The 20,047-nt window shown below is 38.1% G+C and carries 15 protein-coding genes, 1 tRNA gene and 1 pseudogene; 6 read left to right on the top strand and 11 right to left on the bottom strand.

Features of this window, described 5'->3' with window-relative positions:
• Positions 1-3,053 (bottom strand): annotated as a pseudogene (locus Q0039_RS09720) (hypothetical protein); the annotation flags it as partial.
• 424 nt (positions 3,054-3,477) lie between these two features.
• Here Q0039_RS09720 and Q0039_RS09715 point away from each other — a divergent pair.
• Positions 3,478-3,927, top strand: a complete 450-nt coding sequence (locus Q0039_RS09715; protein ID WP_297512154.1) for a hypothetical protein — start codon at positions 3,478-3,480, stop codon at positions 3,925-3,927.
• Positions 3,928-4,102: 175 nt separating this feature from the next.
• Here the strand turns inward: Q0039_RS09715 and Q0039_RS09710 are convergent.
• Positions 4,103-4,184, bottom strand: a tRNA-Tyr gene (locus Q0039_RS09710).
• Positions 4,185-4,293: 109 nt separating this feature from the next.
• Complete coding sequence (locus Q0039_RS09705; protein ID WP_297512151.1) at positions 4,294-5,454, bottom strand: TlpA disulfide reductase family protein; 1,161 nt, start codon at positions 5,452-5,454, stop codon at positions 4,294-4,296.
• 112 nt (positions 5,455-5,566) lie between these two features.
• On the opposite strand from Q0039_RS09705, the gene Q0039_RS09700 reads away from it, so the two are divergent.
• Complete coding sequence (locus Q0039_RS09700; RefSeq protein ID WP_297512148.1) at positions 5,567-7,537, top strand: endonuclease; 1,971 nt, start codon at positions 5,567-5,569, stop codon at positions 7,535-7,537.
• A gap of 104 nt (positions 7,538-7,641) precedes the next feature.
• Here the strand turns inward: Q0039_RS09700 and mnmE are convergent, their stop codons facing one another.
• Positions 7,642-9,039, bottom strand: a complete 1,398-nt coding sequence (mnmE, locus tag Q0039_RS09695) for a tRNA uridine-5-carboxymethylaminomethyl(34) synthesis GTPase MnmE (RefSeq protein ID WP_297512145.1) — start codon at positions 9,037-9,039, stop codon at positions 7,642-7,644.
• Positions 9,040-9,295: 256 nt separating this feature from the next.
• On the opposite strand from mnmE, the gene Q0039_RS09690 reads away from it, so the two are divergent.
• Positions 9,296-10,126 carry a universal stress protein gene (locus Q0039_RS09690; protein ID WP_297512142.1) on the top strand — a complete coding sequence of 277 codons (831 nt, stop codon included), beginning with the start codon at positions 9,296-9,298 and terminating at the stop codon, positions 10,124-10,126.
• 43 nt (positions 10,127-10,169) lie between these two features.
• On the opposite strand, the gene Q0039_RS09685 is transcribed toward Q0039_RS09690, so the two are convergent.
• The 6 genes from Q0039_RS09685 to Q0039_RS09660 all read right to left on the bottom strand — a co-directional run bounded on the left by Q0039_RS09685 (position 10,170) and on the right by Q0039_RS09660 (position 15,740).
• On the bottom strand, positions 10,170-10,859 hold the full coding sequence (locus tag Q0039_RS09685; protein ID WP_297512139.1) for a Lipl32 family lipoprotein: 690 nt from the start codon (positions 10,857-10,859) through the stop codon (positions 10,170-10,172).
• A gap of 133 nt (positions 10,860-10,992) precedes the next feature.
• Positions 10,993-12,111 (bottom strand): DNA polymerase III subunit beta, encoded by a 1,119-nt coding sequence (gene dnaN, locus Q0039_RS09680; protein ID WP_297512136.1) that lies wholly within the window; start codon positions 12,109-12,111, stop codon positions 10,993-10,995.
• 62 nt (positions 12,112-12,173) lie between these two features.
• Positions 12,174-13,850, bottom strand: coding sequence for a gliding motility-associated ABC transporter substrate-binding protein GldG (gldG, locus tag Q0039_RS09675; protein WP_297512133.1), 1,677 nt, complete (start codon positions 13,848-13,850; stop codon positions 12,174-12,176).
• Positions 13,850-14,575 carry a gliding motility-associated ABC transporter permease subunit GldF gene (gene gldF / locus Q0039_RS09670; protein ID WP_297512131.1) on the bottom strand — a complete coding sequence of 242 codons (726 nt, stop codon included), beginning with the start codon at positions 14,573-14,575 and terminating at the stop codon, positions 13,850-13,852. The genes gldG and gldF overlap by 1 nt, the downstream gene beginning before the upstream one ends.
• A gap of 45 nt (positions 14,576-14,620) precedes the next feature.
• A complete protein-coding gene (locus Q0039_RS09665; RefSeq protein WP_297512128.1) occupies positions 14,621-14,917 on the bottom strand; it encodes an antibiotic biosynthesis monooxygenase family protein in 297 nt (98 codons plus the stop codon).
• Between the two features lies 1 nt (position 14,918).
• Positions 14,919-15,740, bottom strand: coding sequence for an SAM-dependent chlorinase/fluorinase (locus Q0039_RS09660; RefSeq protein ID WP_297512125.1), 822 nt, complete (start codon positions 15,738-15,740; stop codon positions 14,919-14,921).
• 107 nt (positions 15,741-15,847) lie between these two features.
• On the opposite strand from Q0039_RS09660, the gene Q0039_RS09655 reads away from it, so the two are divergent.
• Both Q0039_RS09655 and Q0039_RS09650 read left to right on the top strand, forming a co-directional pair.
• On the top strand, positions 15,848-16,798 hold the full coding sequence (locus tag Q0039_RS09655; RefSeq protein ID WP_297512122.1) for a PhoH family protein: 951 nt from the start codon (positions 15,848-15,850) through the stop codon (positions 16,796-16,798).
• A gap of 121 nt (positions 16,799-16,919) precedes the next feature.
• Positions 16,920-17,870, top strand: a complete 951-nt coding sequence (locus tag Q0039_RS09650; protein WP_297512119.1) for a phosphoribosylaminoimidazolesuccinocarboxamide synthase — start codon at positions 16,920-16,922, stop codon at positions 17,868-17,870.
• A gap of 59 nt (positions 17,871-17,929) precedes the next feature.
• Here Q0039_RS09650 and Q0039_RS09645 read toward each other — a convergent pair whose 3' ends face one another.
• Positions 17,930-19,018, bottom strand: coding sequence for a M42 family metallopeptidase (locus Q0039_RS09645; RefSeq protein WP_297512116.1), 1,089 nt, complete (start codon positions 19,016-19,018; stop codon positions 17,930-17,932).
• Between the two features lie 80 nt (positions 19,019-19,098).
• Here Q0039_RS09645 and Q0039_RS09640 point away from each other — a divergent pair, with 80 nt between their 5' ends.
• Positions 19,099-19,773, top strand: a complete 675-nt coding sequence (locus Q0039_RS09640; RefSeq protein ID WP_297512113.1) for a DUF4294 domain-containing protein — start codon at positions 19,099-19,101, stop codon at positions 19,771-19,773.
• Positions 19,774-20,047: the final 274 nt, after the last annotated feature.

The raw sequence follows: 20,047 nt of genomic DNA, 5'->3' as shown, positions 1-20,047 counted from the left end.
TCATTATTACAGAAAGGAACATTGGAAGCAATAGGATTAGAACTGGTTTGCGCATCGGTTAAGGTCAAATGGAACGAAACCTGAACGCTAGGATCGGTTGTAATCTCCGGAATCTTTGTCCCTAAAACAAAGGTACACGCAACACCATCGTTGTTATCGTCGCAAACAATATATGGTGTGGGGGATGTGGCTGGGGGAGCAGGAACTATGGTTATCGATTGTGTTACACTAGCTGCGCATTGACCCGAGGAAGGAGTAAACGTATAAGTATTACTCGAATTGGGAGTGTAAGTTGGCGACCAAACTCCGCTTATACCATTTAATGAAGTAGACGGTAATGGAGATGTTAATCCGGGACATTGTGTAGAACTAATAGAAAAGCTAGGTACAATAGAATTGTTAATTACACTAACGGTCATTGTTTGCGTTGCTGCGCATTGATTAATTGTAGGTGTAAACGTATATGTTGTTGTTGCTGTATTATTAGGAGCTGGCGACCAAGTGCCTGTAATTCCATTGGTTGAAGTTGTGGGTAAAGTTGGAAAAGGAGTATTAACACAAATCGGAGCTATTGGTGTAAATACAGGAGTAATTAAAGGTGTAATGGTTACAGTCAACTGGGTGTTATTGGCACATTGCCCTGAAGTTGGTGTAAAAGTGTACGAAGTCGTTGATGTGTTATTAAAAGCCGGTGACCAAGTGCCTGTAATTCCATTGGTTGCAACAGAAGGAAGTGGATTTGCAGTTGTTCCGATACATAGTGGTGCTATTGTATTAAAAGTGGGGGTGACTTTTGGAGTGATAGGAATGGTTAGTGTTGTTGTATTTGCACATTCGGTTCCTAAAGGCGTAAAAGTGTAGGTAGTAGTGGTAGTATTGTTTATGGCTGGAGACCAGGTTCCATTAATTCCATTTAATGAAGTAAGTGGAAGTGGAGGGATTGCTGTGCCAGCACAAACCGCTGCAACCGGAGTAAATGTTGGATTCACAGGTGCATTAACCGTAACGGTGAATGAAGTAGTTACTGCACATGCTCCAGAAACAGGAGTGAAGGTATAAGTTGTAGTGCCTAAAAGTGCTGGGTTAATCGATGCAGGAGACCAAGTGCCTGAAATCCCATTATTTGAGGTGGTTGGTAAAATAGGTTGGGTAATTACGGTGTTTTGACAAATGGTTAAATTGCCTTGTGAAAATGTAGGAGTAATGAAAGGATTAACTACAACAGTCATTGTGGTTGTTGAATTTGCACATGAACTGTTGATAGGAGTAAAAGTGTAGGTTGTCGTTGTTGTAAAATTAGGTGCAGGTGACCATGTACCCTGTATACCATTAGTGGATGTTGTTGGTAAATTAAATGATGTTCCTGAACATATTGGACCAATAGGGGTAAAAAGTGGAGTTATCAACGGATTAATGGTAACACTGATCGTTTGTGGGTTAGCACAAGGAAATAGAATCGAATCTGGAGTAAACACATAGGAGCCCGAAGTTGTATTACTTACAACAGAGGGCGACCATGTACCAGAAATACCATTGGGTGAAGTGGTTGCTAAAAGAGGGGCAGTGCTGTTTTGACAAATACTATAACTTGAAGGAAAATCGGGAGTCACTATGGTTGCACATGTGGTATTGCAAGTAACGGTCATCGGTGCAACGCATGAAACACCATTGGCTTGAATCGTAAACGTTACCGAGGTTCCCGGAGTTAATCCCGTTACAGTGAAGTTTGATGGAGCTACCCATGTTCCAGTAACAGGCGTACCTCCCGCAATTGTATAGGTGTACGTGAAATTCGTTTGTCCAACGTTACTAAAACCAAAATTCAATGAAGTTGGAGTAGTATTTGGGCTTGCAAAGTCACAAAATAAATTTAATGACGGACCCGTATTGGCAATCACCACGGTTATGGGTACCCGAGTGCTTTCACACCCTGCAATTGTCTGACTAACATAATAGGTGAAAGTGCCCAAAGTACTAGTTGAAGGAGTGGGAGCTAAAGATGAGGCTGTTCCTCCCGTGGCATTTGTACCGTACCAATTTAATGTCCCTCCAACAGAAGGTGCAGCATTTAATGGAGTTGCTACTGCATTTTGACAATAATTAACCGGGGAAGTGACAGTTGGAGTAGGTACTGTAGTGAAATTTATGGTTACTGTCGCGTTTATCGATAGTCCACAAATATTCGTAGCTGTTAGGGTTAAAACAACATTACTGCCGGTAGTTGGAAGCGTATAAGTGGGATTTAAAATTGTCGTTGAGCTAAATGTTCCCGATGGAGCACTCCATTGAATCGATTGATAGCCTTCAGCATTTCCAGATAAAGAGATAACTGAACCCCGACAAGCAGTTTGCGTTAGCCCTGCATTTACGGTAAACGGTTGAACAGGAGCTAAGCAACCTGAATTTGTATAAGTTGGAATTCCGGTAGGAGTAAAGTTTACGGTTGCTCCATCTTGATCGGCAAGGGCCCCACCATATCCACCTTGCGTATTTACCAACAAACTTCGTTCATAACTTACAGAATCTGTACACGATCCACCAAACGTTAGCGTTAATGTTCGCAGGCCGGGAACCGTATTGTAATTGGCAAAGTGACTACCAAAATTGGTTGTGTTATTTTGGAAAATCATGTAAACGGTGGTGGTTAAATTTGCAAATGAATTGAATGTCACATTCACATTTTGACTTGTTACGAGAAGCACTGTAGCGTTAGCAGGTAGCACACCTCCGATGGGTTCTAGAATTTGACCACAATTTCCAGCATTAACAATACTAGCGTTTAATTGGGCTACTTTCGCTGCGGTAGTAGCATTTTGTACAATTCCGCCCCATAGATTGTTGGGCCAATTAACCGACAAATTAGCTGTGTTTAAAGCAGTTGGGCCCACTTTGAAGCGCACCATTTCGTTAAATCCTTCTTCGTTTGAGGGATTGGTTGGTGAACAAGCATCGACCAAGATACTTTCAATTTCAAAACATTGACTTAGTGCCGTTGGACTTATTGATAGAATAAGTGTTAAAATTACTAAGCGCAAATAATTTTGTAAATTCATGGAAATCTGTTTTGTAAAGGGATTCAAATTTACGTAAAATTCCCGATGTGCTCTTGAATGGTGGTTAAAATTTCGTTATAATTCAGTAGTGATTTTAGGTAGTTTAACAGGATTAAATCTAGGATATTGAAAAAACGAACTTAAGGATGAAAATTGATTTAGTCCATTTTAAATTATTTTAATTTCATCCTAATCGAAATATTAAGTAATGATTAAATTTTCTAATATTGAATTGTTGTATTTTATTTGTTTCCCTATTTAATCATTTAAAAACAGTAATTTATTATATAATCATTTTGAATAAATCGGATCAATTATTTAACTTAAATCGATGGCTTCTTATATTCATTTATTTATGTGTAATTTACCAAATAAATAAACTTAATAATTAAATTAGCGTTAAAATACTATAAAATAGCACGTTATGAAAAATCAATTAGAAGCTTTAAATGAGGTAATTCATAATTTTTCCGAAGCGGAAGAAGAACGGGTGGATGAAAATCGTTTTCCATATATTTTCTCAAAGGCATGGAGTTATTTGAAAATCGGTCCAGAAAAATACAGAAAAAATGATGCTTTTTCTCAACCTCCATTAGATTTTGATGATGAAGACTTAGAAGTATTGGCCAATGGATGTAGACAAGTACTCCAAGGAATAGGATTAACTAAAGAAAAACCATTTTCGGGATTAGATGTGATGGGATTCAGTGCATTATTTAGAATGTTTCATTTCGAAAAATCCAACAGAAAAACCTATTACAACTATACTCACAACTCAAAAAGAGGCGTTTTGGATGAAATTACATTAACTCATGTTATAGATAACACACAAGTGGTATATTATAATTTTTGTGAATACCCAGAAATTGATTAATTATATTGTGAACTTAATATTGATGAAAAATTTGAACTAACAAAAAATTAGCAAATTTATTCGTCGAAAAATCAGCATTACTTTATCATCCTCAATGTTGTGAGCCCTAACATAATATATAAAAAACAAAAAAACCATCAAGCGCACTTGTGGTTTTTCCCTATTTATAACATTGTGGGGAGAGCAGGATTCGAACCTGCGAAGGTGTAACCAGCAGATTTACAGTCTGCCCTCGTTGGCCGCTTGAGTATCTCCCCAACGCTTCTAGCGGTAGCAAATATAGAAACACTTTTGCGCTTTACAAATCAATTTAATGAAAAAATAGATAAAAAAAACTAATCATTTGACTTACAACACAAAGGAAAATTATGGGTTTAAAAGTTCTTGTATTTTTTTACGTAATCCTTCGCCCGTAAGTCCTTTTGCCACAACATTGCCTTGGCGATCCAATACATAGGTACACGGAATTTCCTCCACTTGATATTGAAGTGCAATGGGGTCTTTCCACCCTTTTAAATTTGATAATTGGGTCCATGTGATCCCGTCTTTTTGGATTGCTTTTTTCCAGGCACTTCGATCTTCATCCAACGAAACGCCTACGATATTTAAACCTTTACTTTGGAATTCAGCATACATTTTAACCAGGTTTGGATTTTCACGACGGCACGGATTGCACCAAGAAGCCCAAAAATCAATTACGGTCACTTTTTTACCTAAAACTTTATTTAATTCCACTGTTTTTCCTTCGGGGTCATTGGCTGTAAAATTGGGAGCGGATTGGCCAATTGCTACCGGAGTTGAATTGCTAGCGGCGCTCTTTGAGGATTCCAACATTTTGATTCGGGATTGAATTGCTTCTCCAATTTTTGTTGTTTTGAGTTTGGAATCAATACGGTTAAAGTCCTTTTTTATCGATTGAATCGCAGTGTCTCCGCTAAATACACGTTGTTGTAAAACCAAAATGGATATAAAACTTTTCGGATTTTTAGAGGGGAAAGCGAGCACATAATCCAATTTCTTTTTGTTCAATGCAAATGCTTTATTCATTAATGCATTTACCGTTGCTGTGTCCTTTTCTTTTACCGCTTTTTGATATTTTGCTTTGTTTTGTGATTGGTATTGAAATACACAATTCTCAAAAGCCAAATAGGTCGTGTTGAATTGTTGGAGTTGATCGTTATTGGGTGTGCCACCAACCGTTGTCGATTCGGTTGGAGAATTGGCTATATGCACTTTTATTGTTCCGGGTTCTGCGATAAAACTTAAGCCCGAATTACTCCCTTTTGCTGTGATGTAATACATATCCAACTCGCTTGCATCGCCTTCAAATGTAAAGGTTCCATTTTCAACTTCGGTTGAGTCAATTGTAGTAATTTCACCTTCCTCATTTTCATGCCGAAGATATATTTTCGATCCATTACGTTGGGAAGAAACCGATCCTTCTATTGTAAATGTATCGGATGTATTACAAGCAAATAAAAACATTGTTAATACGAGGCAAAGGGCTATTTTTTGAAATAGTTTCATTGTATGATTTTTGTCAAAAATACGCCATATTTTTTTAGGGATACTTCTCGAAAAGTTTATTTTGCTGCAGTTTACCGTTTTTACGCGTATCTTTGTTTTAGAATTAACGAAAATGACGTATCGAATTATAGCTATTGCCGCCTTTTTGTGGGGTTCATTAGTGCATGCCCAACTTGTAATTAACGAACTCGATGCCGATACTCCAAGTACCGATGTAAAAGAGTTTGTTGAATTAAAATCGGTAACTCCCAACATGCCTTTGGATGGGTATTGTTTGGTGTTTTTTAATGGTGGATCGGGCACACTTAACGCAAGTTATTTAGCGATTGATTTAGACGGTATGACTACCGATATCAATGGTTTACTACTACTTGGGAATGCTCAAGTAACTCCGGCGCCTGCCTACATAATTCCTAATGCTTCAATTCAAAACGGTCCCGATGTAGTAGCCATATATCAAGCAAATGCGACAGATTTTCCATTAAATACTGCCGCAACTTCTGCTGGGCTAGTGCATGCGTTTGCCTATTCTAATGCCGCAACCACGGCTCCAACCACAATTATGACGGCTTTGGTTTTGATCGTTTGTAGCAACGAAAACCAAACGCAAAATGCTGCCAATCAGTCCATTCAACGAAATAATGATGGTACCTATTCCGTGACTACCCCAACACCGGGTGTAAATAACGATGGAAGCGGCGTGGTGCTCAATGGAATAACCATTACGGTTGCACCGAGTCCGGCTACCGAAGGACAAACAATGGCAGTTACTTTTACTACCAATACGCCAGTTACAGGAACCAATTTGTTACTCAATTTTACGTTGGTTAATGGTGCGTTTACCTTATTGGATTATAGTGGTAACCAAACAATTTCGATTCCGGTAGGTTCAAGTTCAACTTTTACTAATATCCTATTGGTTGAGGATACCGCAGATGAAGGTGATGAAGAGGCATTAATAAAAGTCAATACAGTTCCCAATGGTTATGTTTTAAATAACAACAATATCCTTGTTCGTGTTCAGGATAATGATTATGTAGTTTCACCATGGGGAACTCCATTAAATCCGACCTACGGATTGGTTTCGCCTACAACACCTAATGGTTATTATGCTAATTTGGAGGGGCTTTCGGGGTCTGCACTTAAACAAGCACTTCAAGATATTATTGCCAACACATCGGTAGTCCATGCGCATAATTATGGCGATATTGTAGATATTTTAAAAGAAGCCGATCGCAATCCATTAAACGGTAGTCAAGTATGGATGATGTATGTGGAGAGTCCCCGTTCTAAGCTCGACTATCAGTTGGGTAGTAGTAATGTGGGCGTGTGGAACCGCGAACATATTTGGCCTCAATCGCGGGGTGGATTTGCCGATGCAACGTCTCCTTTTGCGGATGGTATTGCAATATGGGCACCTACCGGACCCGATGATATCATTGCGGGACATGCCGATGCCCATCATATCCGGGCAGAAGACGGTTCAGAAAACACTTCACGAAGCAACCGGGATTATGGATCAGATTATAATGGACCCAGCGGAAACTTGGGCAGTTGGAGAGGGGATGTGGCACGTGCGTTATTCTATATGGCGGTTCGATACAATGGCCTGACATTGGTTGAAGGTAATCCGGTAGATACCACAATAGGGCAAATGGGCGATTTAACGTCGTTATTGAACTGGAACCAAGTCGATCCGGCTGATGATTTTGAAATGCACCGTAATAATTACATTTACACTTGGCAAAACAACCGTAACCCCTTTATCGACTATCCCCAATTGGCCAACTATATTTTTGGATCGCAATACGGACAAGCGTGGTCGTTTGCCTTGCAAAATGTACAAAATGAACATCCAAAAGTAGGGGTCTATCCCAATCCGGCTTCGGAGGTTTTGTATATAAAGGGTATAGCGCAAACGGCATCGATAAAAATTAGTAATCTTTTGGGCGCTGTCGTGTTGCAAACCACCATCCAACCCCACGAAAGTGTAGCAATCGACACACTAGCCACGGGTATGTATCAAGTTGAAATTAACGCACCAGAAGGTATTCAGTATTGTAAACTGCTTATAAAGCATTAAATCCAGCAGGACTTAGCATTAAAATGTAAGTGTGGGTTTAACAAATAAAGTAATACTGTAAGTGAGGTGTATTACCGATTTTTTGATAGGATATTAGAAACGAGTTACTTCCCGATACAAAAATTTGCAAAAATATTCCCTAATAATTCGTCATTAGTCACTTCGCCCGTAATCGCACCAAAAAAATACAGCGCTTCACGGATATCAATTGCAACTAGGTCAGAAGGAACCTGCGTTTGCATTCCCCAGCTCACTTTTTGGATGGCTTCAAGGGCTTTGTGTAAGGCATCATAATGCCGGCTGTTGGTGATTATGGTTTCGTTATTGCGCAACGCACCGGTATTAATAAGCGAAAACAACTGGTTTTTCAAGTCGTGTACCCCCTTTTTATTTTTAGCCGATAAAAGCAGTAATTGAATGGGTAAGCCCTCCAATTGTTCCCGAATTGCGGCAATTTGTGTTTCGGCTATCAAGTCGATTTTGTTAATTACAACGATGAACTGTTTTTGGGGATAGTTGTGTATCATTTGCTCAATAGCAACGCGGTAGTTTTTGTCCAAATCTTGAAACATCAAACTTTCAAACAAATACAAAACGATTTGGGCTTGTGCTATTTTTTCATAGGTTTTCTGAATACCAATGGTCTCCACAACATCCTGTGTGTCGCGTATTCCAGCGGTATCAATAAATCGAAAACCAATTCCGTCTATAGAGATCTCGTCTTCGATAGTATCTCGGGTGGTTCCGGCAATGTCAGATACTATGGCGCGTTCTTCATTTAACAATGCATTCAGTAATGTCGATTTTCCAACATTTGGTTCGCCTACGATAGCCACCGGAATCCCATTTTTAATCACATTTCCAACCGCAAACGAATCAATCAAGCGCTTGAGTACCAATTCGATTCGTTGCAGTAAATCGGTAAACTGACTGCGATCGGCAAATTCGACATCCTCTTCAGCAAAATCCAGTTCGAGTTCGATCAACGAGGCAAAGTTTAATAACTCTTCCCGCAGGTGATGAATCTCAGCACTAAAACCGCCGCGCATTTGTTGCATTGCAATTTGATGTGAAGCTTCATTATCTGAAGCAATCAAATCGGCCACCGCTTCGGCTTGCGATAAGTCTAATTTTCCATTTAAAAAAGCACGTAAGGTAAATTCGCCCGCTTGCGCCATCCGGCAGCCTTTGCGCAAGAGGAGTTGAATGATTTGTTGTTGGATAAAGGTCGAACCGTGACAGGATATTTCGACAACATCTTCACCGGTATACGAATTGGGATTTTTGAAAACAGCGACCAGAACTTGATCGATTACTTTGGTATCATCTACTATAGACCCTAAATGAATCGTATGCGTTTTTTGTTGCCGTAAATCTTTCCCTTTTACCGAAATAAAAATTTGATGGGCAATGGCTAGCGCATCTTTCCCTGAGATACGGATAATAGCAACGGCTCCCGCTCCCGAAGGTGTGGCAAGTGCAACAATAGTATCGTGGTGCATGTTTTTTTTGCAAATATAGGAAAGTTCAACGTTTTAGAGTTAATGGGTCAATTAGTCAATGAGACGATGAGACAATGAGACAATGAGGCGATGAGCCAATTAGTCAATGAGACAATGGGTTAATTTGAAGATTATACATTTACTGTTCTTCAATTAGAGTACTCTTCAAATTTCTTGAATAGTATGATATGTATCAGGTTTTTTTTCACGGATCGGGATTACCTTTAAAAAATAAAATTTTAAACAGCGATTTGGAATGAAAAAGATTGTATTGCCGACCGATTTTTCAGAAGTGGCCCAAAATGCCTTGGTCTACGCTTTGGAATTAGCAAAAACGTTTGAAGCAGAACTATTGTTGGTGCACACCTATGAGTTGCCGATTATAGAACATCAAATGGCACCCCAAAATTATCAAGTACTGTTTGATTCTTTAGAATGGGCCAATTTTGATCAATTTAAAAACACCATGCCTTCTATTCACGCCATTGCCGATCAACATCATGCCGAACATGTTCGGTTAACACCCGTAATTATGGATGGTGATTTATTGTTTAATTTAAAAACACTTATTGCCAATGAAAAAGCCGATTTTGTAGTCATGGGAACATCGGGTGCAAGTGGTTGGAAAGAATATTTTACGGGCAGTAATACGGCCGATGCAATTCTTAATTTGCAAGTCCCTGTGCTTAGCATTCCCGTTGCTGCTCATTTTGACGGAATACAAACCGTTGGCTTTACCACTCGTTTTCGCGAAAAAGATAAACCCGCACTGCAACACGTTATTGATTTTGCTAAACATTTGAATGCAAAGGTGAAATGCATTTATGTAGAACCCCATGACACCGAAAACACCACGGCAACCTACGAGGATTGGATCGATCATTTTCGAAAAGAGCCGGTTTCATTTCATATTATCCCAAGTGAGGCGGTCGAGGATACGATTTCCGATTTTATTAAGCGGGAGTCGATCGATATTATGGCGATGATGACCAATAAACATAATTTTTTTGTGCAACTGATTACTGAGTCGTTTACCGAAAAAATGGCAAACCATGCGTCTATTCCGATTTTGGCTATGCATGAATAAAAAAAGCCGCTTATAAGCGGCTTTTTTAGTTGTAATAAGTATATTATTTCTTTTTTGCAGCGGCTACTAAATCCTCAGGTTTTGTAGCAACAGCCACACCTGGAAGACTAACAGGAGCTCCTAACTGTGCTAAGAAACTACCTTGAACTTCACCGGTTTTGTAGGTAGTGAATCCAATACGGTACAAGCCAACAATCAATGATTTAGCTGGATTGCTTGGATCACTAGTAATACGCATTAATGAATTGTATTTGCTTCCCGAAGGTTGTGCTGGCATCTCCCCAGAATCATCATTCGTATCTAAAGTTGTCCATTTAGCTGTTTTAGCTTTTGCAGCAACATCTTCGATTTTGAAGATTCCATCAGCGCGCTCTAGAGTTACCCATGTGTCAAAGAAACTTGTACGCTCAGCATTTGCTGTAAAATCTGCAGCAACATAATCTTTATCGCTTGGTTTTACACTTTCTGGAGCTGGAGAAATCATACGAACACCAATTTCTGGAGCAGCAATTGGAATCCACACATACAAATAGTACATTTTTTTTCCGCCTTTAACTTCGTCCGGCTTCGAACCCGGCTTGATGTATCCAAAATAACTGATTAAATCCGTATACGGAACACGGATTTCTTTACCCATAACGGATTTTTTAGCAAGATCAGCGCCAAATTTGTCTAGTTTTTGTGCGGTTGCAGTTAAACCTACTAGTAGCAGTAGCGTAAAAAGTTTTTTCATTTTTTTGTTTATTTATTGGTTGGTCCTACTCGATTAAAAGGTTTTCGGAAACGCCTTATATTTTGGTTTTTAAAATTTGTTTAAAAAAAACCACTCATAATAGGAGTGGTCTATACATTCAAACGATGTTTTACTAGTTGTTTAACATAACAGGCATTACCAACATGGTTACCGATTCACCTTCATCCAAACCGTCAACTGGAGTCAAGATTCCCGCACGGTTAGGCATTGACATTTCCAATTGAATTTCGTCCGATTGTAAATTGGTCAACATTTCCGACAAGAAACGGGAGTTGAAACCAATTTGCATGTCATCACCCTGGTAATCACAAGTCAATCGTTCTTCTGCTTTATTGCTGTAATCAATATCTTCTGCAGAAATATTCAACTCAGCCCCCGCAATTTTTAAGCGAATTTGATGCGTAGTTTTGTTAGAGAAAATGGCTACACGACGAACAGAATTGAAAAATTGAGTACGGTCAATGATCAATTTATTCGGATTTTCTTTTGGAATTACAGCTTCATAGTTAGGATATTTTCCATCGATTAAACGGCAGGTTAAAACATAGTTTTCAAAAGAAAAAGTAGCATTGGCATCATTATACTCGATCGTAACAGCCGTATCGGTTGCACCTAAAATATTTTTTAAAATAGTTAACGGTTTTTTGGGCATAATAAAATCTGCCACTTGCGATGCTTTTACATCGGTGCGGGCGTATTTTACTAATTTATGAGCATCAGTAGCTACAAAAATGAGCCCTTCTGGCGAAAATTGAAAAAAGACACCACTCATAACCGGACGTAAATCGTCATTTCCTGCAGCAAAAATAGTTTTACTAATTGCCGTAGCTAAAACTTCAGCTGGGACTAAGGTTGACGAAGGGTCTTCCAATTGAACCGATTTCGGAAACTCATCACCCGGAGCATATGCAATGGCATATTTTCCCGAATTGGAACTAATTTCAATCGTATTGTTTTCTTCAACGGTAAATGTTAACGGCTGTTCAGGAAAGGTTTTAAGAATATCCAACAAAAGTTTTGCAGGTACAGCTACACTTCCTTTGTTTGTCGATTCTATTTCTAAAGTAGCCGACATCGTTGTTTCTAAATCTGAAGCGGAAACGGTTAAGACTTTTTTATCTAATTCAAAAAGAAAATTATCTAAAATAGGTAGGGTATTGCTACTGTTGATTACACTACCTAACACTTGAAGTTGTTTTAGTAAATACGAACTCGATACAATGAATTTCATCTTTTATTATTTTTTACAAATATATCGGAATGCTCCCGATTTTAAAAAGTTTTTTATTAACACTAACGGGCATATTGACGCTTGCGAAGAACCGAGAATATCCAACCAAATAATCCTAAAATAAACAAAGGAATAGCAACAGTAATGATTTGCGATTGGGTATAATTTTCTTTCACTTTATTGGAATCCAAAAGTGCTAAATGCACTTCTTTCGTACGAATGTTAATAAGTCCGGTATCATCCAATAAATAATTAACACAGTTTAATAAAAATTCTTTATTGGCATACATTTTTCCCGTCCATTTGTCATACCCCAGTTCCAACGGTTGAAAATCCTTATCCAGTTGGTTTTTCACTACATCACCATCACTAATCACAATCATTTTACCGGGTTTACCAACTGCTTTGAACGTGTCGTCTTTAAAGGGTAAAATTCGGTTTTCATAAACAGAATGAAAGTTCCCTTCCAACAATACTGCCAATGGAATTGTACCAAAACCTTTTGGAAAATCTTTGGGTTCCGGTCGGTCTGCAACACTATTTAAATTAACCGGAAGGGGCGTTCCTAAGGCTTTAGAATAGTTTGATGAATGCAGTAAAATGGTTTTTTTAATATCGTTTTGTAGGATTTCAATTGGCGAACAGAAATCAAACTTTATCATATCCAAATTCGTAACGATCGGATGATTTGAATCCGAATAAACGGCTGGGGCAAAAAGCCAAGGATATTGATTGTATTGCGTTGTACTGCCTTGTTGTCCCGTTGCTAAAGTAATAGGGCAGGCCAGTACATCTTGGACTAAATCCGACTTAAAGCGCACCCCATATTTGAACATTAAATCATCCAAGTTCAAGTCTCTTGGAATTGCCAAACCTTCTCCCGATTGCATCAGACTATCCATCTCAATAGTTACAGGATCCAATACCCATAAGGATTTCCCACCATTAACCATAAATTGATCCAAAACTTCTTTTTCACTGTCGGTAAAAGCTTCAGTGGGTTTGGCAATAATTGCTAAATCGTATTTCTGTAACTCTTTTAGCGTTGCATTTGGATTGCTTGCAACCGAATCAAGGGTAAACGGTCCGATAAAATAATTCTCTTTAACATTGCGAAGAAAGTCGCCAATTTGCAATTCATGTAATTCGCCATTGCCTTTAATAACCGCAATTTTTTTCTTGCGCATTTGCGTTACTGTTGTAAAACCATTTGCAAACGCATATTCCAAATGTTGTACCGAACTTTCTACTTTTTGAGCCGTAGAAACCCCCATCATATTTTTTAATAGTGGAATTTTAGTGCTTTTCGTTCCATAAGTTACTACTGCCCAAGGAAAAACAAGTTCCTCGGTTTGTTTCCCTTTGTCATTAACCGTGATGTTGATCGGGATCATCCCGCGTTCATAAAACTGTTGAATCGTCTTGTCTCGGGTACTTTCCTCTTCTAATGGATTGATAAATTGAAAGACAATATTTGGATTTTGGGCTTTAAATTCTTCAAGTAATTGCTGAGTTTCGGTTTGTAATTTTTTAAACTCACCAGGAAAACTTCCTTCTAAAAAAACATCGACATATAAAGGCGTTTCAATACGTTCGACTATTTTTTTTGAAGTTTCTGAAAGCGTATAGCGATGGTCTGCTGTTAAATCAAACCGTTTAAAGACTAAATTTCCAATGATGTTGATGATCACCAGCGCAATAAGCGTTGCTCCTGTAGTGTAGATAGTTGACTTTTTCATTAGAATTTTAGCGCTTTAAGTTGTTGAACAGTGAGCATTAAAAAGAAAAAGGAAACGCTAAGAAAATACAAAACGTCTCGGGTGTCAATCACACCTCGACCCATACTTTTAAAATGGTACTCCATGCCTAAACGTGCCAGATAATCCCTTCCAGAATCAAAGAAACCTCCGGCTCCTTCAAACCCATAATACAACAAAAAGCAAATAAAAACAGCTACAATAAAGGCAACGATTTGATTTTCGGATAAAGTAGAACAGAAAACGCCTATTGAAGCATATCCGGCAATTAAAAACAGGAGCCCAAAGTATGAACCTAAGGTGCTTCCAAGGTCAATCGGACTGTCCTTCATGCCTAAGTTTGAAATAACATAAACATAAATTAATGTGGGCAGTATTGCTAGTGCAATTAGAACAACAGCACCTAAAAATTTTCCATTAACAATTTGCCACAAGCGCAAGGGTTTGGTCATTAAAAGCTCGATAGTTCCTTGCTTTTTTTCATCCGAAAAACTTCGCATGGTAACCGCAGGTACCAAAAAAATAAGAATCCAGGGCGCTAATGTGAAAAATGGCGTCATATCGGCAAATCCGCTGTTGAGAATGTTGAATTCTCCTTCAAAAACCCATAAAAAAAGGCCGTTGAGTAGTAAAAATAAGGCGATTACCAAATAGCCAATTGGGGAGCCGAAGAACGATTTTATCTCTCTAATGAGTATTGATTTCATGTATTGATAGGGTGGTTTTTATTAAGAAAACGCCAACTTTTGAATTTATTGCAAACTTACTAATTTATCAACACTCCACGCTTCAGGTTTTGCATTGAATAATTTTTTTGTGAAGGTCCAAATTTCGTCAAATAAAGCCGAATTTCGGTACTTGTCTAGATCCGATTCCGAATCCCAATAACTGTAAGTAAAAAATACACAAGGATTGTTTTTGTCTTGGTACAATTCCAACAAACGATTGCCTGGAGCATTTCGGATATGCGCTTTCATTAATTCGAAATTGGCCATAAATAATGGAATATTTTCTTCGTGAAAGGATAATTTAACTATACGTATGAGCATATTAGGATTTAAATTCAATTACAATAAAATCACGGTAGCGCAATCCGAGTAGGGTAGCGGCTGTGCCAATATGTGGATTACTTTTATAAACGCCAATTTCTAAATATCCAGCTTCATTAAAAATGGCCAGTGTTTTGCCTGCATGGTCTGATATCGCGTCGATACGTTCTATATCGGCATAAGTGGCATAAATAGTTTTAACTTTTTCGCGTTTAATCGTCAATTCATAGGGGCGGCCCTTTGCGGTTTCTAAAAATAAGTTGCGATCAATATTCGTAATCGCATTTCCAAAATGATCAATATACATGACATACCCTTTGATCGTATTGTTTGCCTCTGTAATTACGGGTTGCAATTCGGTTACTTCGTGCAATGTCGCTATGGGATTGCCGATCACACTCAAATTTCCACCTTTTGCTAAATGTACGGCAACTGTAGTAAAAACATCCATAACGGAAGCATCTTCAGGAAGGCGATCATGTATAGTGATTTCGACTATTTTCTCGGGGACAAATTTTTGCATAATCATACTTAGCACTCCGTTATTTGCCGCAATAAAATAATGACCGTTCCACAAAACCGCGAGATGGTTTACACTTGGCGTTTGGCTAGCATCTACGCCAATAATATGTACCGAACCCTTTGGAAAGCTTTTATATGCAGAGCCTACAATATAACTGGCTTCCATAATGTTAAACGGACTCACCTCATGAGATAGATCAACAATTAATGCTTCTGGGTATTGGGAGAGCAAACTGCCTTTCAATGCACCCACAAAGTAATCCTTGATTCCGAAGTCGGTTGTAAGTGTAATTATTGACATAAAATTGTTTATAACTAATTTCGAAACAAACCGCGGTGTTTCTTAAATTTGAGATGATTGCAAAGTTAATCAAATAATAGAAATTTTAATCCTAAATACAACTGCTTTTGAACGAAAGAATTATTGAACTTCACGATATCGCGCCCAAAGAATTTTGGGGTGCACAAGATGCCCATTTGGAAACCATTAAAAAGTATTATCCTAAATTAAAAATTGTTGCCCGGGGTACTACAATTAAAGCTTTTGGTGAGAAAGAAGAACTGGATGAGTTTGAAACGCGTTTTAATCGTTTAATGGTGCATTTTACACGTTACAATAATATTGATAACAATGTGATCGACCGTGTCATTCAAAGTAATACGTTTGATGAGCAACGAATGCCCGATCACGACAAGATTTTGGTGCATGGTTTGGGCGGTAAATTAATTAAAGCGATTACTCCAAATCAGCAAAAATTGGTTGAATCCGTAATGAAGAACGATATGGTTTTTGCGGTTGGGCCAGCAGGTACCGGTAAAACCTACACCGGAGTAGCGCTTGCGGTAAAAGCTTTAAAAGAAAAACAAGTAAAGCGAATTATTTTAACCCGTCCCGCTGTCGAAGCAGGCGAAAATTTAGGTTTTTTACCCGGTGACATGAAGGAAAAATTGGATCCCTACATGCAACCTTTGTATGATGCCTTGCGTGATATGTTACCCCCGCAAACTTTGGAAGATTATATTTTAAAAGGAATCATTCAAATTGCGCCCTTGGCCTTCATGCGGGGACGTACCTTGGATAACGCATTTGTTATTCTCGATGAAGCACAAAACACCACCCATTCACAAATGAAAATGTTTTTAACGCGTATGGGTAAAAATGCAAAGTTTATCATTACAGGTGATCCTGGTCAGGTTGATTTGCCAAGACGAACGATTTCGGGTCTCAAAGAAGCGTTGCTTATCTTAAAAGATGTAGACGGAGTAGGAATACTGTATTTAGACGATAAAGATATTGTGCGACATCGTTTAGTGAAAAAAATAATTGATGCTTACAAACGTATAGAAAATCAAGATTAAAAAAGGAACATATTGTATACGGGCATTTAAATTTTTCAATTCTTTTTTGAAATAAATTTAGAAAAATGCAATTGATTTTTTCGTTTTAAAAAGTACTTTTGCACCACACAACAACACAACAATGCACACCCTTACTTCAACACACTTTGAGTTTCCCAATCAAAAGTCGGTTTACCGCGGAAAAGTTCGCGAAGTTTACACAATAAATGATGATTTGTTAGTAATGATTGCTACCGATCGTCTTTCGGCTTTTGATGTAGTCATGCCAAAAGGAATTCCCTACAAAGGGCAAATTCTGAATCAAATCGCTACAGAATTTATGCATTTGACAGCAGATATTGTTCCCAATTGGCTAATTGCTTCGCCCGATCCTAATGTGGCCATTGGTCATTTATGTACCCCTTTTAAAGTTGAAATGGTAATTCGTGGCTTTTTATCAGGTCATGCTGCTCGAGAATATGCTGCAGGAAAACGGGTTTTATGCGGCGTGGCTTTGCCCGAAGGAATGATTGAAAATGATCGGTTTCCAACCCCCATAATTACGCCAACAACCAAAGCCGATTTTGGGGTACACGATGAAGATATTTCAAGGGAGGCAATTTTGGCAAATGGTTTAGTTTCTGAAGAAGATTATTTGGTTTTAGAACACTATACCCGTGCATTATTTCAGCGTGGAACTGAAATTGCTGCCTCACGCGGTTTGATTTTGGTTGATACAAAGTATGAATTTGGAAAAACCAAAGACGGAACAATAGTTTTAATTGATGAAATTCACACTCCTGACTCGTCGCGTTATTTTTATGCTGAAGGTTATGAAGAACGGCAACAAAGAGGAGAGGCTCAGAAACAACTGTCAAAAGAGTTTGTTCGCCAATGGTTGATTGCTAATGGATTCCAAGGAAAAGAGGGGCAATTGATCCCCGAAATGACAGATGCATACATAGCGACTGTTTCTGATCGGTATATTGAACTTTACGAAAAAATCATCGGAAAACCATTCGTTAAAGCCGATATTCAAAATCTTGAACAACGAATAGTTGCTAATGTAAATTTATTTTTATCCCAACGATAAACATAAAGTAAATTTAAAATTATACAAAAGTCCCAAACGTTTTAGTTTGGGACTTTTTTTTAGTTAAAGTAAGAGAAATTATGGTTGTCCTCCAGTTGAAGCAATGTTGCATAGATAAGTTTGATTACATGTTCAACATCATCCCGGTGCACCATTTCAACCGTAGTATGCATATAACGGAGCGGAAGCGAAATTAACGCCGATGGCACACCGCCATTACTATAGGCAAATGCATCAGTGTCGGTTCCTGTAACACGAGATGTCGCATGGCGTTGGAATGGAATTTTTTCTGCCTCAGCCGTATCTGTAATTAAATCGCGTAATTTATTTTGAACTGCAGGTGCATACGCAATAACAGGTCCTTTCCCCAATTGTAAATCACCTTCAATTTTTTTGTCAATCATTGGGGTTGAAGTATCGTGGCAAACATCGGTAACAATAGCGATATTTGGCTTTATGGCTTGCGTAATCATTTCGGCACCACGTAAACCAACTTCTTCTTGAACGGCATTGACAATATACAAGCCAAAAGGCAGTTGTTTTTTGGTTTCTTTTAATAATCGTGCCACTTCAGCAATCATAAATCCACCCATACGATTATCAAGTGCGCGACAAACAAATTTGTTTTCATTTAAAATCAAAAAATCATCAGGATATGTAATTACACAACCAACATGAATGCCCAATTGCTCTACCTCGTCTTTAGTTGAACAGCCTACATCAATGAATATATTGTGCAAATTTGCAGATTCTTCTTTTCCGCGGTTACGGGTGTGAATTGCAGGCCATCCAAAGACACCTTTTACAATTCCTTTTTTAGTATGGATATTTACGCGTTTAGAAGGGGCGATTTGATGATCAGACCCACCATTTCGAATCACATAGATAAGGCCATTGTCGGTAATGTAATTCACATACCATGAGATTTCGTCAGAATGGCCTTCGATTACTACTTTGTAAGGGGCGTTTGGATTGATTACTCCTACTGCTGTTCCATAATGGTCTGTTATAAAAGAATCTACATAAGGGTTTAGGTATTCCATCCATATTTTTTGTCCTTCTGACTCATATCCAGTAGGTGAAGCGTTGTTTAAGTACTGTTCCAAAAAGCGAAGCGACGCTTTTGTTAAGATTGATTTTTTTGCCATATCGAATTTTTTCGCTAAATTAATTATTTGGCATTAGAGTTGTATAGAGAAAACTATAATTTTGCAATACGTTATACAATATGAAAAAGCTATCGTTATTTTTTTTGGTTCTTGTATCAGGAATCGCTATTGCGCAACAGGATAAAAATGTAGGGCAAGTGCCTCATACTAATGAAATTGAAATCGATTCGGTTGCCTTGGATACCATTGTCTTGGATGAAGTACTGATTTCAAAAATCAAAATGAATGCCGCTGATAAAAAGGCGTTCCAGTTGTTGCAATATCGTGTGTACAAAGTGTATCCTTTTGCAAAATTGACGGCCGAAAAGCTAACCACTATCAAAAAGAACATTGAAAATTTAAAAACGCATCGAGAAAAGAAACGCTACATGAAAATTGTAGAAGATTACTTAAATAATGAGTTTAAAGATCGTTTGAAAAATCTTTCTCGAAAACAAGGTCAAATTTTGGTTAAGTTAATATACCGTCAAACGGGCGCAACAACTTATGATCTTATAAAAGAATACAAAAGCGGTTGGAAAGCATTTTGGTCGAATACTACTGCTTATTTGTTTGATATTAATTTAAAGGAATCGTACCAGCCTTTTGCAGATAATGAAGATTTTTGGATTGAAACCATTTTATACAGGGCATTTGTTGATGGGCGATTAGCTGAGCAAAAGCCTGCGACTCCAATTGATTTTGATGCGTTAAATGCCCATTGGGAGCAATTAGCTAAAGATTTAAAAAAGTAATTGGTTTTTAGTGAATTGAGTAACGCTACTTTGTTAAATGTGGCGTTTTTTTTATTTAGTTTACATGCTTTTTGGATTAGGAGGTAATAGGTTTTTATATTTGCACTCCTAAAAAATGGGGATGGGGTGTTTTTTTTGGGTAAAAAATATTTCGAAAAAAAACTTGCGAAAGTATTTGTTAGATTCAAAAAGAGTTTTACTTTTGCACCCGCTAACCGCGTTAGGTTAGTTACTAAAAAGAATAGACACGTTCATAGACATATTGGATTGACAG

Source organism: Flavobacterium sp. (genome assembly GCF_027484945.1).
Taxonomy (GTDB): Bacteria; Bacteroidota; Bacteroidia; order Flavobacteriales; family Flavobacteriaceae; genus Flavobacterium.
The sequence above is the reverse complement of the archived record's forward strand: the minus strand, read 5'-3'. Positions and strand labels throughout refer to the sequence as shown.

Coding starts and splice junctions, on each gene's coding strand:
- Q0039_RS09660 (WP_297512125.1), bottom strand. CDS start 15,740: ATGTCAATAATTACACTTACAACCGACTTCGGAATCAAGGATTACTTT.
- Q0039_RS09715 (WP_297512154.1), top strand. CDS start 3,478: ATGAAAAATCAATTAGAAGCTTTAAATGAGGTAATTCATAATTTTTCC.
- Q0039_RS09700 (WP_297512148.1), top strand. CDS start 5,567: ATGACGTATCGAATTATAGCTATTGCCGCCTTTTTGTGGGGTTCATTA.
- Q0039_RS09650 (WP_297512119.1), top strand. CDS start 16,920: ATGCACACCCTTACTTCAACACACTTTGAGTTTCCCAATCAAAAGTCG.
- Q0039_RS09640 (WP_297512113.1), top strand. CDS start 19,099: ATGAAAAAGCTATCGTTATTTTTTTTGGTTCTTGTATCAGGAATCGCT.
- Q0039_RS09665 (WP_297512128.1), bottom strand. CDS start 14,917: ATGCTCATACGTATAGTTAAATTATCCTTTCACGAAGAAAATATTCCA.
- Q0039_RS09645 (WP_297512116.1), bottom strand. CDS start 19,018: ATGGCAAAAAAATCAATCTTAACAAAAGCGTCGCTTCGCTTTTTGGAA.
- gldG (WP_297512133.1), bottom strand. CDS start 13,850: ATGAAAAAGTCAACTATCTACACTACAGGAGCAACGCTTATTGCGCTG.
- dnaN (WP_297512136.1), bottom strand. CDS start 12,111: ATGAAATTCATTGTATCGAGTTCGTATTTACTAAAACAACTTCAAGTG.
- mnmE (WP_297512145.1), bottom strand. CDS start 9,039: ATGCACCACGATACTATTGTTGCACTTGCCACACCTTCGGGAGCGGGA.
- gldF (WP_297512131.1), bottom strand. CDS start 14,575: ATGAAATCAATACTCATTAGAGAGATAAAATCGTTCTTCGGCTCCCCA.
- Q0039_RS09705 (WP_297512151.1), bottom strand. CDS start 5,454: ATGAAACTATTTCAAAAAATAGCCCTTTGCCTCGTATTAACAATGTTT.
- Q0039_RS09690 (WP_297512142.1), top strand. CDS start 9,296: ATGAAAAAGATTGTATTGCCGACCGATTTTTCAGAAGTGGCCCAAAAT.
- Q0039_RS09685 (WP_297512139.1), bottom strand. CDS start 10,859: ATGAAAAAACTTTTTACGCTACTGCTACTAGTAGGTTTAACTGCAACC.